General features: G+C 60.2%; 10 protein-coding genes. 8 read left to right on the top strand and 2 right to left on the bottom strand.

What is annotated here, in order from left to right:
- Positions 1–713: 713 nt before the first annotated feature.
- A complete protein-coding gene (locus KUV52_RS02970) occupies positions 714–2627 on the top strand; it encodes a hypothetical protein (RefSeq protein WP_222524428.1) in 1914 nt (637 codons plus the stop codon).
- Positions 2628–2758: 131 nt separating this feature from the next.
- Here the strand turns inward: KUV52_RS02970 and KUV52_RS02975 are convergent, their stop codons facing one another.
- Positions 2759–3256 (bottom strand): prolyl-tRNA synthetase associated domain-containing protein, encoded by a 498-nt coding sequence (locus tag KUV52_RS02975; protein ID WP_222524429.1) that lies wholly within the window; start codon positions 3254–3256, stop codon positions 2759–2761.
- A gap of 112 nt (positions 3257–3368) precedes the next feature.
- Between KUV52_RS02975 and KUV52_RS02980 the strand changes: the two genes are divergently transcribed.
- Positions 3369–3998, top strand: coding sequence for a glutathione S-transferase family protein (locus KUV52_RS02980; protein ID WP_222524430.1), 630 nt, complete (start codon positions 3369–3371; stop codon positions 3996–3998).
- Here KUV52_RS02980 and amrS read toward each other — a convergent pair.
- On the bottom strand, positions 3995–5083 hold the full coding sequence (amrS, locus tag KUV52_RS02985) for an AmmeMemoRadiSam system radical SAM enzyme (protein ID WP_222524431.1): 1089 nt from the start codon (positions 5081–5083) through the stop codon (positions 3995–3997). The genes KUV52_RS02980 and amrS overlap by 4 nt on opposite strands.
- 73 nt (positions 5084–5156) lie before the next feature.
- Between amrS and amrB the strand changes: the two genes are divergently transcribed.
- From amrB to KUV52_RS03015, 6 genes are all read left to right on the top strand, one after another.
- The gene (gene amrB, locus KUV52_RS02990; protein WP_222524432.1) at positions 5157–5930 is read left to right on the top strand and encodes an AmmeMemoRadiSam system protein B; all 774 of its coding nucleotides are present in this window, start codon (positions 5157–5159) and stop codon (positions 5928–5930) included.
- On the top strand, positions 5908–6459 hold the full coding sequence (gene amrA / locus KUV52_RS02995; RefSeq protein ID WP_222524433.1) for an AmmeMemoRadiSam system protein A: 552 nt from the start codon (positions 5908–5910) through the stop codon (positions 6457–6459). The genes amrB and amrA overlap by 23 nt, the downstream gene beginning before the upstream one ends.
- A 233-nt stretch (positions 6460–6692) precedes the next feature.
- Positions 6693–8621: a DEAD/DEAH box helicase gene (locus tag KUV52_RS03000; RefSeq protein WP_222524434.1), complete on the top strand. Its 1929-nt coding sequence runs from the start codon at positions 6693–6695 to the stop codon at positions 8619–8621.
- 61 nt (positions 8622–8682) lie between these two features.
- The gene (locus KUV52_RS03005) at positions 8683–9201 is read left to right on the top strand and encodes a phosphatase PAP2 family protein (protein WP_222524435.1); all 519 of its coding nucleotides are present in this window, start codon (positions 8683–8685) and stop codon (positions 9199–9201) included.
- 97 nt (positions 9202–9298) lie between these two features.
- Positions 9299–14584 (top strand): PAS domain S-box protein, encoded by a 5286-nt coding sequence (locus KUV52_RS03010; protein ID WP_222524436.1) that lies wholly within the window; start codon positions 9299–9301, stop codon positions 14582–14584.
- Positions 14577–15602 (top strand): two-component system response regulator, encoded by a 1026-nt coding sequence (locus KUV52_RS03015; RefSeq protein WP_222524437.1) that lies wholly within the window; start codon positions 14577–14579, stop codon positions 15600–15602. The genes KUV52_RS03010 and KUV52_RS03015 overlap by 8 nt, the downstream gene beginning before the upstream one ends.
- Positions 15603–15639 lie beyond the last annotated feature (37 nt).

A 15639-nucleotide genomic window follows, 5' to 3' on the forward strand; every position in this document is an offset into this window, starting at 1 on the left:
TAAGCCGTTGTTCCAACGGCTTGTCCCTGGTTCGATTGTGGATGACATCCCTGTCATCCACCCTTCGGGCCGCCGCAAGCGGCGTCATGTCCGGCATCCTGCCTACCATTGCCGGGACGAGGCACCAACTTACGAAGCCCTGACCGAAAGGTCGGGGCTTTTTCGTTTCTGACTAAGCCGTTGTTCCAACGGCTTGTCCCTGGTTCGATTGTGGATGACATCCCTGTCATCCACCCTTCGGGCCGCCGCAAGCGGCGTCATGTCCGGCATCCTGCCTACCATTGCCGGGACGAGGCACCATACAGACAAGCCCTGAACTTCGGTTCGGGGCTTTTTCGTTTATGACGCCATCGGGGGCTCCACCTCTTGTAGCGTGGGCTTTTAGCCCACGGCATCCTGCCCCAATCCCCATCGCTTCGTGGGCTGTAAGCCCTCGCTACGGCTGCCAACCGATCTGGTTGTCTTCCCTCGGCGGCCATACCGATTTCCAATCCTCGATCCACCCCAAACAAATCGACAAAAAAGAAACATTTACCTAAAAAACCCTGTTCGGCTTGTGTAGAATCCGCCTCTTGCAACAGTGATGCTGCCGCTTAAAAAATAGTTTCGGCATGCGGAGATTCGGGGTTTTCCAACCATTCACTTGGCAGTGTTGCAGTCAGAAAACCTGAAACGAAACCGCTTCGTCGGCAACCATGTAGAAAGGACTTTTCATGGCTTACGAACACGGCTCGCTGGATCTCGGGATCCGCAATCCGTTTAAACTGGAGGGTGCCCTCCGCACCACCCGTGGCATTATCGTGACTCTGCTTGGCCTGGTGCTGCTCCTTCAGGTAGCGGACGCGGTAAAGCATGATCCGGTTACCGGTTGGGCCTATGCGGCCATCGGCTTTATTCTGCTGGTCATGGGGCTTTGGACCTGTGGCAGTGGCATGATGCAAGTCCTGCGCTTTTTTGTCGGCCGCTCCGTGCCCACCTCGCTGGCATACAACCATGCTAAGTCAGAATCCGACAGTGCTGCCCGTGAACAGCACGATGTCGCCTATGATGCCGACCAGATCGAACAGATGATGGTGGGACGCAAGAACCTGACCTTTGCAGAACCTCTGGGTCTGGTAGCACGCCTGCTTCACACCCTGTTTCCCCGTCTCACTTTTGTTCCCTACCCGATTCGTAACCTGGCCCAGCGACTGGCTGGCGCCCTGACCCAGACTTTGCTTGCCCTGGCCTGCTATGCGCTGGCTTGGTTTACCACCAGCACCGGTCTGGCAGGCCAAACCGGGCCGCTGATGCTGCCGGTATTCACCACCTTACTGCTGCTTTATCTGGTCGTTGTGTGGTACCGCGCCGGACGCCCGATCAGCCGCAACGTGGCACGTACCATGGAGTCCGAAGGTTCCGGCAAACTGGCCCGCACCCTGGCTCTGGCCATTCTTGCTCCAGTGGGCATCTCCTGGCTCCTGCAACAGGTACTGAACAACAACTCCAGCTTTGCTCGCACCGTGGCCCAATTGCAGGGTCCTGTTGAGGAGATGGGCCGGAAGGCGCTGGAGGGCTACTCCGTCTGGCAGAGCTACAGCACCGAATACAGCAATGGTTTGTGGCTGGGCGTTTTGGTGGTGCTGGCCCTGATCAGCTGCGGCTTACTGGTTGCCCTGACCTATCTGCGAAGTGGTGAGGCCAAGCCGATTACCGAAGTGGCAGAGCTGCGGGATAACTGGCAGGAATCGGTTCACCCCCGAGAGATCTTCATCAATATCGATTCCATGGTGATGGCCAATCGCCGTCACAAAGAGGTGCCAAACCGGGTATACCGGGCTCTGCAACCGCACCTGCAGGAGCAGGCCGACGGTAAGGGCTCCTTCTTTGGCGAGATGATTCAGGAAACCCAACCGGTGGCCATGGCCAAACCGCTTACCGGACCGGCCAAAGCGCTTCGCATAGCCAGCACCGCGCTGGGTCAACTGCTGCTTCTTGCTGCGGCACTCGTTCTGTATATGGTGATTGAGCCGGTTACCGCTCTTATCGACGTCGTGGGCGAAGCGTCTCAAACCGGCGCGAACCTGGACCACGCCGTGCTGATGGCGTCCTATCTGGGCAGCGCGGTCAACCTGCTGATGGGGCTGATGCTGTTTGCCGCCTTCGGTCGACTGCTGGCCAACTTTGCCCATGTGTTCTGGGGAGAGATTCAGTTCGAGTCACTGCTGGTGTACTTCAAGTGCGAGGGGACATTTACCGAATCCCGGGTTTCTACCGGTACCGGCGTATATGACTCAACTCAATCGGAAAACACCGTGGTGCGTTCCTCCATGACCCCCTGGGTCATCGTTACCCGTCTGGTTACCTCCACCTTTGCCGGCATCGGCAGCCGCAATCTTGAGTACGCCCGCCATATTCTGGAGATGCGCTCAGACGATGCGGAGCTTCAGGGCATTGTCGGCGACCTTCGCCAGTTCCTGAAGAACCGCGAAACCATTGCGAGCATCAGCAATGAGAAAGACCTGGAAGCGGCATCCAAGATCTACCAGGTCAATGAACAGACCCGGGCAGCCCCTCAAGCTGCCCCCACCGATGCGCCTCAACTCAGCCAGTCTCACCAGAGCCAGTTGGAGTATCAGACCGATTGATTCCGGCATCGCGGCTCTAAGCTGAAGAGAGCAAAAAGCCCCGATCAAAAGGTCGGGGCTTTTTTGTGTCCGGTTCATTCATGGCTCTCTTTCGATAGCTCTGACCGGTATCTACTGTAGTGTGCGACGAATCACGAGTCGCAGGGCTGTTCAGGCACGCTCAACAGCGTCAGCGGCCGCCCCCAATGAGCCAGCAGGGTTTCAATCGCTTCCGGCATCAACACCCAGGTTTTGGTGTTGTCCATCGGATGACAATGCAATCCCTCACCCTGCCAAATCTCCTGATCGATCCACAGCTCTACCTGCTGCTCCGGATCATTAATCAACGCCAGCAGCGACACTCGCCCCGGGGCAATGCCAAGGTAACGCAGCAACCGCTCAGGGGAAGCAAAGCCAAGGCGCGACAGCTGCATCTGGCGTGACAGTGCCTTCAGGTCCACCTGCTTATCATGCCGGGTCACCAGCACGAAGTGGCGGCGACCATAGTTGTCTCTGAGAAACAGGTTTTTGGTGCGCTGGCCATCCCGGTCCAGCGCCAGGCGGTCGGCCTCGCTGCAGTCATGCAGGGGCGGATGGTGATATTCGTGGTAATCAATGCCCAGAGAGGCAAGCAGGGATTCGAGGCTCATAGCAATTCGGTTTTCACGTTTGCGCCACCATACCCCGCCTCATCCGGTCGCTCAATGGTGCTGCCGCCGGGAAACTGCTAGGTTCTGAGCAGTACCCCATAAGGAGATGGATATGATCACCCTGTACGGATTTCCCAAGTCTCGCTCGCTTCGGATCAGCTGGTTACTGGAGGAGTTGGCCATCCCCTGGCAGTACCATCTGGTGAACTTCAACCAACGGGAACATCGCAGCCCGGAATACCTGGCCATCAATCCGGCAGGCAAAATCCCGGCGCTCACCGATGGTGATCTCACCCTGATCGAATCCGGTGCCATTGCTCTCTACCTGGCCAAGCGCTACGGCAACGGCCGCTTCCTACCGGCCCCGGGCAGCAATGAAGACGCGCAGCACGATTTCTGGCTCTGCTATATCCTGACCGAACTGGAGCAGCCGCTCTGGACCATGGGCAAACACAAGTTCGCCCTGCCACCGTCACAGCGGGTGGAGGCGGTTCTGGCCACCGCCCAATGGGAGTTTGCCAAGGCATTACAAGAGGTCGAGGCGCGCATTCCTGAACAGGGCTTTCTGCTGGGTGATGAGCCTACGGTTGCCGATATTTTACTGGCCCACACGCTGAGCTGGGCCACCGCTTTCAAGCAGCCACTCAGCCCCAGAGCCGAAGCGTTCAGGGCCAGACTGACCGATCGTCCCGCCCGTGCAAGAGCATTGGAGATCGAGAGTGCCGCTCTGCCGACAGACTAGTCGCCCATTCTGATCGGAACACGACGACGCCCCCAGCGACCGGGTTCGGCCTCAAACCGGCCCGGTATTGCTTCGCCACATTTGGCACATTGGCCGGCACCGGTGGCGTCGACTTTTACGCCCCACTGCCCCAGCTGATACCAGTCCCGCTCTATTACCAACGCACCACACCCCGGACACCAGGTGCTTCCCCCCTTGGGGTCATGCACATTGCCGGTGTAGACATAGTGCAACCCCTCTTCCATGGCGATGCTCCTAGCCCGTGTCAGTGTGGCCGGAGGCGTGGCTGGCCGGTCCAGCATCTTGAAATCGGGATGAAAGGCGGAGAAGTGCAAGGGCACATCCGGCCCGAGTTCGTCCCGGATCCAGGCCGCCATCTGATGAAGTTCGCTGTCGGAGTCATTCAAGTCGGGAATCAGCAAGGTGGTGATCTCAAACCAGACCTCCGTTTCACGACGGAGGAAACGCAGCGTATCCAGGACCGGCTCCAGGTGCCCGCCGCAGACGCGCTTATAGAATCCCTCGGTGAACCCTTTCAGATCCACATTGGCCGCGTCCATTCCGGCAAAGAACTCGCTCCGGGGCTCCGGATTGATGTAACCGGCAGTAACGGCAACACTCTCTATCCCCTTGTCGCGGCAGACTTCCGCCACATCCAGGGCGTACTCCATAAAGATCACTGGATCGTTGTAGGTAAAGGCGATGCTGCGACACCCCATCCGCTCTGCGGCCTGTGCCAGCTGTTGCGGGGTTGCCTGGCCCGCCAGCGTATCCATCTCCCGGGATTTGCTGATGTCCCAGTTCTGGCAGAACTGGCAGGTAAGATTGCAGCCTGCGGTGCCGAACGACAGCACCGGCGTGCCCGGCAGAAAGTGATTCAGGGGTTTCTTCTCGATGGGGTCGATACAGAAGCCGGAGGAGCGACCATAGCTGGTCATCACTATTTGGCCCTGCTCCGCTTTTCGGACAAAACAGACCCCCCGATGGCCCTCTCTGACCGTGCACAATCTGGGACACAGGGTGCAGCGAACTCTACCGTCCTCCAGCGCCTCCCAATACCGGGTGGAAACCGTACTGCCTGACATGCCGACTCTCCTCGATGCTCACCCTATAATCATAGTGTCGGGCCTGCCAACGAGCCCGATGGGGAGCATCACCATGAGGATCCGTCCCGCTGCCGTGGCCGGTTACTTCTATCCCGGGGAAGCCAGCGAACTGGCCCGGGAAGTTGACCTGCTGTTGAGCCAACCCAAACCGGCTCTGCCCGCCCCGCCCAGGGGCCTTATCGTCCCTCATGCCGGTTATCTCTACTCGGGCGCCATCGCCGCCAGAGCCTACCTGACCCTGCCGGAACAAGGGTTCCGCCGGGTGATTCTGATGGGACCCGCCCATACCAAAGCCGTCAGGGGCATTGCGCTGCCCGACTGGACCCACTATCAGACCCCACTTGGCCGAGTGGCGCTGGATACCGACGCACTTAGCGAGCTGGATGGTCGGTATGAGACCCGTATCGACAACCTGGCGCACGCCCGGGAGCACGCACTGGAGGTGCAGCTGCCCTTTATTCAGGTGCGTCTGTCCGGGTGCCTGTTGCTGCCGATGGTGGTGGGTGCGATCCGTTCGGAAACCCTGGCTGACTGCCTGAGCGCACTGATGCAGCCGGACGACCTGCTGATCGTCAGTACCGACATGAGCCACTTCCTGACTGAAAGCGAAGCAGAACAGCGGGATCAGCACACCATCGCCCGCATCCTCTCCCTCAGTGACGACCTTCTTGGGGAGGAAGCCTGTGGCGCCTACCCTCTCAACGGTGCGCTGTGCTGGGCAAAACGAACCGGCATCCGTCCTCATCTGGTCGCTCGGGGCAACTCGGCGCAGGTCAGTGGTGATCACAACAGGGTGGTGGGTTATGCCGCTTTCGCCCTCTGCTGAAGAGCAACGTCGCTGGTTGGCTCTGGCACGAGCCAGCATCGCCTCCGTCTGGCATCCCGAACCTTTGCCTGAGTTGATGCTGGGAGACCAGATCGTGGACCTGTTCGTCACCCTCCATACCGATGGCGAGCTACGAGGATGCATCGGCGCCACCAATAACGACCGTCCACTGGCAGAGAGCATCGCTTACCTGGCCCGTCAGTGCGCCTTTGCCGATCCCCGCTTCCCGCCGCTGACCGAAGCGGAGCTGGCACGCAGCCACATCAGCATCAGTGCGCTGGGCCCGAAACGGCCGCTCCCGGCCAGTGACCGAGCCGCGCTGGAAGCCGATCTTTGCCCCGGAGAGGGGCTGATCCTGAAACAGGGCGGGCGACAGGCGATTTTCCTGCCTCAAGTGTGGGAAGGGGTCCGCAGTAAAACGGCGTTTGTGGACGCCCTGATGCGAAAGGGCGGATGGCACCATTGGTCGCCCGGGATGCAGGCCCAGACCTTTGATTGTTTGGTGGTTCAGGAGGGGCTGGAACCCTGATTGACCCCGCTCGTGAAAACAAATGGTCGATTTTCCACCAAACTGCTTGCGATTTACGCCTGACCCCGTATAATGCGCGCCTTCAAGTTCGACCTCTAATCGCACATGCCTGTCGGGCTTGAGAATCGGGGGTGACCAGCGCCAGACGACTTCATTAATTTTGGGACCGTCTCTGGGCTCTCACCTCTCACTATTTTTGCAGGGCCCTCCCCTGCCCCAATACAGAGCACCTAATGTCTAACAGTGTTGAATTTTCCAGCCTCGGTCTGCCCGAGTCGCTGCTGAGCGCCCTTGCCGCTATGGGCTTCACTTCCCCCACCCCGATTCAGGCTCAAGCTATCCCCTTTATGCTGGATGGCCACGATATCCTGGGTGAAGCCGCTACTGGTACCGGTAAAACCGCTGCCTTCGGTCTGCCTGCTCTGGCTGGCATCGACCCCCGCCAACGTGCCGCACAGATGCTGGTACTGGCCCCGACCCGCGAACTGGCTATCCAGGTGGCCACTGCCCTGGAAGAGTTTGCCGTCAATATGAAAGGCCTGCGCGTGACCACCCTGTACGGTGGCCAGCCCTACGGCCCTCAGCTGCGCGATCTCGAGCGTGGCACTCAGGTAGTTGTTGCTACCCCTGGCCGTCTGATGGATCACATCCGTCGCGGCAGCATCGAGCTGGATAGCATTCAGTGCTGTGTATTGGACGAAGCGGACGAGATGCTCAACATGGGCTTCCTCGAAGACATCGAGTGGATCCTGGAGCACCTGCCGGATCAAACTCAAATGGCGCTGTTCTCCGCGACCATGCCGACTCAGATCCGCCGCATTGCCGAGCGTTTCCTGAAAGATCCCAAGCACGTGAAGATCGCGTCCGACCGGACTCAGAAATCCAACATCGTGCAGAAGGCCTGGAAAGTATCCGGCCTGAACAAGTTGACCGCCCTTGAGCGTCTGTCCGAAACCCTGGACTACGACGCCATGATCGTGTTCGTTCGTACCCGTAACGACACCATGGAGCTGGCCAACCACCTGAACAACATGGGCTTCAAGGCCGCCGCTCTGAACGGCGACATGAGCCAGCAGCAGCGTGAGCACACCGTTGCCCAGCTGCACAAAGGCAAGATCAACATCCTGATCGCCACTGACGTTGTGGCCCGTGGTCTGGACGTTCCGCGCATCACTCACGTGCTGAACTTCGATCTGCCGATGGACTCCGAGTCCTACGTACACCGTATCGGTCGTACCGGCCGTGCTGGCCGCAGCGGTGAAGCGATCCTGTTCGCCCGTCCGCGTGAACTGCGTCAGCTGCGCTTCTACGAGCGCTCCACCGGCGGCACCATCGAAATGATGGATATGCCGACTGCGGAAGAGCTGGGCAAACACCGTGTTGCCAAGCTGAGCATCGAGCTGGCCGAATGCGTTGCCCAGACCGATCTGGCTGAAATGACCGGCATGCTGCAGGAGATGGCTGAACAGAACGAGCTGTCTATGGAGCAACTGGCTGCCGCTCTGCTGTTCCAGCGTCAGCGCAGCAAACCGCTGAAGCCGAAAGCCGATCCGGCCCCCCGTTTCGAGCGCGAGCGCGGCGAGCGTGGTGACCGTGGTGAACGTGGTGAGCGTGGTGAGCGTCGCGAGCGCAAGCCGCGTCCGGACATCCAGTGGGATACCTACCGTCTGGAAGTGGGCCGTGAGCACGGTACCCAGGTGAAGGACATCGTTGGCGCCATCGCTAACGAAATCCAGCTGGAGAGCAACTACATCGGTCAGATCCGTCTGCACGATGCACACTCTCTGGTACAGCTGCCGGCTGCCATGCCTGCCGACGTGCTGACCAAGCTGAAGAGCGTAACGGTTCGCAGCCGTCCGCTGTCTGCCGAGCGCACCAACGAAGTGATCGAGCCGCGTCCGCGCCGTGAAGGTGGTCGTGACGGTGGCCGTGATGACCGTCGTGGTGGTTTCCGCGGTGAAGGTCGTCGTCGTGATGGCGAGAGCAACTTCCGTGGCCGTCGTGATGGTGACAGCAACTTCCGTGGCCGTCGTGATGGCGACAGCAACTTCCGTGGCCGTCGTGACCGTGATGGTGACAACAGCTTCCGTGGTCGCCGCGACCGCGATGGTGAAGGCCACCGTGGCCGTCGCCGCGATGGTGACAGCTTCGGTAACCGCTAAGACTTAGCGAACTGCACCGGATCTGATAAGCTGCCGTGATTTTTTCACGGCAGCTTTTTTTATGTGGTTTAAACGCTTACTCCCCCTGATTTTCCTAATCGCCAGCCCGGCTAAAGCCGACAGCGAAGAGCTGGCTTCCGCCCTTCGCATCGCGCTGCCGGTGGCAGCGGCAGGCACCAGCCTGTGGAAATCCGATTACGAGGGTCTGTGGCAGTTTGGCCTGAGCTTTGCCGCCAGCAGCGCCACCACCCTGGCTCTGAAGTCCGCCGTGGATGCCGAGCGTCCCGATGGCAGTGACAACGACAGTTTCCCCAGTGGCCACGCCACCAACGCCTTCTCTGCCGCCGCCTATATGCAGCGACGTTATGGCTGGGCCTACGGCGCCCCCGCCTACGCCCTCGCCTCCTGGACCGCCGTAAGCCGGGTCAACACAGGCGATCACCACTGGGCCGATGTCCTCGCTGGCGCCGCCATCGGCATCGCCTTCAACCAGTGGCTGGTGGACCCCCACTCTCCACTGCAGGTCGCCCCGGTGGTACTGGACGACGGCCTGATGATCAGCGGCGTAGTCACTTTCTAATTGATTCATTAAGATCAATAAATTGACATATTTATCAAAGTCCTAAGAGGTTTCGGGCTACACTGTCTCCTAACCTAGAGACGGGACCGGCCTGGACATGAACGACGTTTCTCCCAGCACGGCGGCCACTTCCAAACCGCCGCCGTTGCGCCAACATCTTCTCTGGCAGTTGCTGTTGCCGATGGTATTGCTGCTTATCGCCATCATGGGGTTCAACCTCTACATTGAGCAGCGTGAGTGGCAAAAAGAGATCCGCCACCATCTGGATAATGAAGTCACACTGGTGGCGGAACGTCTGGATGGGATCCTCACCGGCGTGGTAACCACCGTCACCAGCTCCGTCATCCTGCTGAGCGAGGAGCCAGAACTCGACGAAACCCAGCTCTACCGACTCACCCGCCTCCACCTTCAAAACAACCCCTACCTCTACGGCAGCGCCATCGCGCTCGACCCCAACCTGCTGGGCAAACCCTTCAGCCCCTACTCCTGGCGCGACAACAGCGGCACCCAGAGCATGGACATCGCCGCCAACGCCTATGACTACACCGACGGGGAGTGGGCCTGGTGGGAAGTGCCCGCCAAGAAGAACAGCAGTTACTGGACCCCGGCCTACTTTGATGACAGCGCCGGCAACATTCTGATGACCACCTACAGCGCCCCGTTTTTCTACCAGGGGCGTTTCCAGGGGGTCGTCACCGGCGACCTGGCGCTGGAGCGGCTGCACGATCTGCTGGATGTTGGGATGGAGGAACTGCTGATCCTGGACCGGGACGGTTATCTTCTTGCCCACTCCAACCCCGACTTCATTCTCAACCGCAACCTGTCCCAACTGCTGGCCCCCACCGATGAGAATGACGAACTGCTGTTGGTGCTGAGAGACACCGACAAGGGGATTCTTCGCATTGTGATGGCGGATGAGGAGGAGTTTGTGGTGGCCTACCAGAGGCTGCCCAGCACCGACTGGCTTCTGGCCATTGCCCGCCCGGCAAGCGTGGTGGATGCCCCCATTCTCGCCAAGATCCGCAACAGCATTCTGCAACTGCTGCTCTTTACTCTGCTGTTCTCCCTGATCGCCTGGTGGCTCACTCGTCGTCTGGCCCGGCCGCTGGAGCAACTGCGTCACCGGGTTATCGCTCTGCAGCATGGCAGCCGCACTCTGACCGCCCTGAAAGTGCCGGGCACCGAAGAGATCCAGGCGCTGGATCAGGGGCTACTCAGCATGGCAGAGGCCCTGAAAGAGCGGGAACAGCGTTTGCAGGATGCCCACGGCAGTCGCCTGGCCAAACTGCTGGAGGGGATGGGAGACACCGCCTTCTACTTTGCGATGGATCCGGAAGGCAAGGTGCTCCACGCCAGCGACAGCGTCAAAGCGGTACTGGGCTATGCACCGGAAACCTTCGCCCGACGCTATCCCCGACTCTTTATTGAGGGGGAGATCAACGACACCAGCTGGCAGTACCAGGAGCAGTTGCTGCGCGGTCAGGCGGTACCTCCCCATCCGCTGGCCCTGCGTCATGAGAACGGCAGTGTCCGCCAGTTCAGCGCCTACATGCAGCCGGTGACCGATGTGCAGGGCAACCTGATCGGCATTGAGGCCCTGCTGACCGACATGACCGAAGAGCTGGAGGCGGGACGCTGGTACCAGTCTGTGCTGGACGCCGCTCCCGATGCAATCCTGCTGGCCGAGCCCGATGGCACCATCGTTTACCTCAACCAGCAGGCCGAAGCCCTGACCGGCTACGCCCGCGATGAGCTGATCGGTCAGACCGTTGAGCGTCTGGTGCCTCCGGAAAGCCGCGCCAACCACCCCGGATTACGGGAAGCGTTTCTTACGGATCCCCAGGCCCGCCCCATGGGCACGGGGCTGGACCTGACTCTCTGTCGCGCCGATGGCTCGCTGCTGGCGGTGGAGATCAGCCTCAGCGAACTGCCGGCCAGTGCTGGCCAGCAACAGCGCATCGCCGCCATCATCCGGGACATCAGTGAACGCCGGGCCATGGACCGCAAATTGCGGGAGTCCGAAGAGCGATTCCGAACCCTGGTGGGCAACATCCCCGGCGTGGTCTATCGCTGTGCGCTTGATAAAGACTGGACCATGGCCTTTATCTCCGACTACATCAAGGAGCTATCAGGCTATCCCGCCAAGGATTTTCTCAACAACGCCAAACGCAGCTTCGCCAGCCTGGTTCACCCCGATGACAACGCGCGTCTGTCGGAGGTGGTGCACACCGCCGTGGCCAACGGTGAAAGCTGGGCGCTGGAGTACCGCATCCTCAACCGGCAGGGCCGTGTTCGCTGGGTCTACGAAAAGGGGCGGGCTCACTACGATGACGAAGGCAAGCCGATGTGGCTGGATGGTTCCATCCACGATGTCACCGAGGCCCGCCGTAACCATGAGCAGATGGTGGCGGCCAAAGCGCAGTTGGAAACCATTACTGAATCGATCCCCGGTGTGGTGTTCCAGCTGCAACAGGAAGACTCGCCACTGGGGATAGGGTGCAGTTTTGTCAGCGGCGGGATCCGTCAGGCTTTGGGGGTCAGTAAGAGCCGGGTTCTGGAAAGCCTTAATGCCGTCCTGGAACTGGTCCATCCGGACGACCGAAAAGCACTGGATCGCACCCTGAAACACGCGGTTCTGGCGGGCGAGGACTGGAGCAAGGAGCTTCGATTTATCATCGGTGGCGTACCAAAGTGGTTCTCCATCGGCGCCAAAGTCAGCCGCGACGAATCTGGTGCCCTCTGGTGGAACGGGTTCCTGCTCAACATCAGCGAACGGAAAACGATGGAGGAGCAACTGTCCGCCTCCGAAGCCCACTTCCGTGCCCTGTTCGATAACGCCGGGATCGCCATCGTCACCCTGAATAAGCAGGGGGTGATCGGCGAAGCCAACGAGCGGTTCCAGCAGTTTGCTGAACTGGAGCGCGACCAACTGCTGGGGCAGCACATCAGTCAGTTGCTGCCTGCGGAGGATCGGGACGCCTTCAACAAGGCGATCGCTCCTCTGCTGGCAGGCCAGCAACGCCATCTCGCTCAGGAGATGCGCTATCGCAAACCGGATGGGGAGCTGCGCTGGGCCGACCTCCGTGCGGTGGTGCTGGTGGACAGTCAGGGCAACCTCTCTGCGGTAGTGCTGACCATGTCCGACGTCACCGAGCGACGCCAGGTTAACGAAGCACTGCGTCAGGCCAAAGAAGCCTCCGATGCGGCCAGTCAGGCGAAGTCGGACTTCCTGGCCAATATGAGCCATGAGATCCGCACTCCGATGAACGCCATCATCGGCATGACTCAACTCTGCCTGCAGACCGAACTCCCTCCACGACAGGAGGAGTACCTGCGCAAAATCGACTCCGCCAGCCAGTCCCTGCTCGGCATCATTAACGATGTTCTGGACTACTCCAAGATCGAAGCGGGCAAGCTGGATCTGGAGGAGGAACCCTTTGCCCTGGATGAGCTGCTGGAGCAACTGTCCGACCTGTTCGCGGTGAAAGCCAAAGAGAAGAACATTGAGCTGCTGTTCGCGGTGGAGCCGGGGGTTCCTGCCCGGGTTGTCGGTGATCGGCTCCGTATGGGCCAGGTGCTGATCAACCTGCTCAGTAACGCCATCAAATTCACCGACAAGGGCGAAGTGGTGCTGGCCATACGGGCCCAGACAGGGGAGAAGCCGGGCCAGGCGCGCCTGAACCTGTCGGTTCGAGATACCGGCATCGGGATGAGCCCGGAGCAGCAGGCCCGGCTGTTCCAATCCTTCTCCCAGGCAGACAGCTCCACCACCCGCAAATATGGCGGAACCGGTCTGGGACTGGCGATCAGCCAGCGCCTGGTCAGCCTTATGGGGGGACAGATTGAGGTGGACAGCGCCGCCAGCGTTGGCAGTACCTTCCACTTCACTCTCGACCTGCCGGTACCGGAGCAACCCCCGCAGCCGGAGCTGTTCGAACTGGAAGGGCGTCAGATCCTGCTGGTGGATGACAACGACACCGCCCTCGAGATCCTGGAGCGAAACCTGCAGGCCTTTGGTTTCGAAGTGGTGACCGCACACAGTGGTGAAGAAGCCCTGGAGCAGCTCGACAAACTGGATGATCCGGTTCTGGTGATCACCGACTTCGACATGCCGGAAATGAACGGTCTCGAGTTGGCTGAAACCATGAAAGAGCGGGGGTTCAACACCGCCACCATCCTGATGATCTCCGCCTACGGCGATGAGTCTTTGCAGCGGCAGGCGGAACAGGCTGGGATAGGCGCCCTGTTGTCAAAGCCCGCCAACCCCTCCCGCATTCTGGATACCCTACTTGGCTTGCTGGACAAGCATCACGCCACCACGCCGGTTCGGCGCCGGGCTCACTGGCAGATGAGTGAGGCACAACTTGCCGCCATCGCCAATAAGCGGATACTGCTGGTGGAGGACAATGTGATCAATCAGGAGGTGGCCTGCGAGTTTCTGCGCCAACTTGGCCTGAAGGTCAGCGTCGCCGAACATGGCGCCCTGGCCCTTGAGAAGCTGAAAACCGGTGAGTTCGATCTGGTGCTGATGGATTGCCAGATGCCGGTGATGGACGGCTATGAAGCCAGCCGGGCGATTCGGGATGAACTTAAACTCTCCCTGCCGATCGTCGCGATGACCGCCAATGCGATGCAGGAGGACCGGGAGCGCAGTCTGGCGGCAGGCATGGATGAGCACATCGCCAAACCGATCGATCTGGGTCAGTTGCATCAGGTGCTCTGGCAATTCCTGGCGCCGGAGGAGGCCAAACCGCCACTGCAGGACGCATCGTCTGCGTCCGATTCCGAATTGCAGCCCTGGCCTCACAGCCCACTCCTTGATGTGGATAAAGGCCTGGCATTGGTTCAGGGTAGTGCCAAGCTCTATCACCGCCTGCTGACCCGCTTTGCCGAATCTCAGACCGACAGCATCCAGGCCATTGGCCAGTCCGTCAGCGACGGTGATTTTGAACAGGCACGCCGTCAGGCTCACAGCCTGAAAGGACTGGTGGGCAGTCTGGCCGCTCCGGAGTTGGTTAAGCTGCTGGCGAGGCTGGAGAAGAAACTGGCCGGTCAGGAGGATGACCCGGCATTGCGGGTAAAAGCCGGTAAGGCGCTGGACACCGTACTGGAGGCGATCACCCTTTGGCAGAAGCCCGTCTCAACACCAGCCGGACCCGCGTTGCCCAGTGCCGAGTTGGTGAGCGCCATCGCCGCGCTAATCCCTCTGCTGGAGGCTTATGACGCCGGCGTTGCAGAACGGGTGGAACAGCTTTCGCAGAGCGCCAACGGCACCGACCTGGCCCCACTGGCTACACTGATCAAAGCGTACCAGTTTGACCAGGCCAAAGCCTGGATCGAAGCGTGGCTGGCCGATGCCAAGGAGGCGACAGACGATGACTGAGACCAAACCCACCCTGCTGGTGGTGGACGACACTCCGGAAAACATTGATGTGCTGGTCGGCATTCTCAAGGCCGAATACCATATTAAGGTTGCCCTCAATGGGCCCACCGCCCTGAAGATTGTGCAGCAGAGTCCGCCCGACCTGATCCTGCTGGACATCATGATGCCGGAGATGGACGGTCTCGAAGTGTGCCGACGTCTGAAATCCCAACCCCTGACCTCCCCCATCCCGGTGATCTTTGTCACCGCCCTGGGTGAAGTGGCCGATGAGGCGGCCGGGCTGGCCGTGGGCGCGGTGGATTACCTGACCAAGCCGGTCAACGCCGCCATCGTACGCGCCCGGGTCAAAACCCACCTGGCCCTCTACAACCAGGCCCAACATCTGGAAAATCTGGTGCGGTCACGCACTAAGGAGCTGGAACAGGCCCGCTTGCATGTGGTGCAGTGCCTGGGACGTGCGGCGGAATACAAGGACAACGAGACCGGCCTGCACGTTATCCGTATGAGTCACTATGCCGAGCGCCTGGCCCGGGCTGCGGGCCTGCCGGAGCACTTTTGCCAGGTCCTGCTCCACGCCGCCCCGATGCACGACATCGGCAAAATCGGCATCCCCGACAACATTCTGAAGAAAGAGGCCCGTCTGGATAATCAGGAGTGGGATGTGATGCGCACCCACCCGGATCTGGGGGCCAAGATCCTGGGTGACCTGGAAACCGAATTGATGCAGATGGCCACCACCATCGCCCTGACCCACCACGAACGCTGGGACGGCGAAGGCTATCCGCAGGGGCTTAAGGGCGAAGATATCCCGATTGAGGGGCGCATCGTCGCCATCGCAGACGTGTTTGATGCCCTGACTTCGCGACGCCCCTACAAGGAGGCCTGGACCATCGATGACACCCTGGCCCAGATGGCGAGTGAGCGCGGACAGCAGTTTGACCCCCACCTGGTGGACCTGTTCCTGACCCTGGAACCGGAGATAAGAACCATCGCAGAACGGTACCAGGACCGTCGATAACGCTTGCCCGAGATGGCCGGCTTCGTTAGCGTAAGCG

This window comes from Ferrimonas balearica (assembly GCF_019802055.1).
GTDB classification, from domain to species: Bacteria; Pseudomonadota; Gammaproteobacteria; order Enterobacterales; family Shewanellaceae; genus Ferrimonas; species Ferrimonas balearica_A.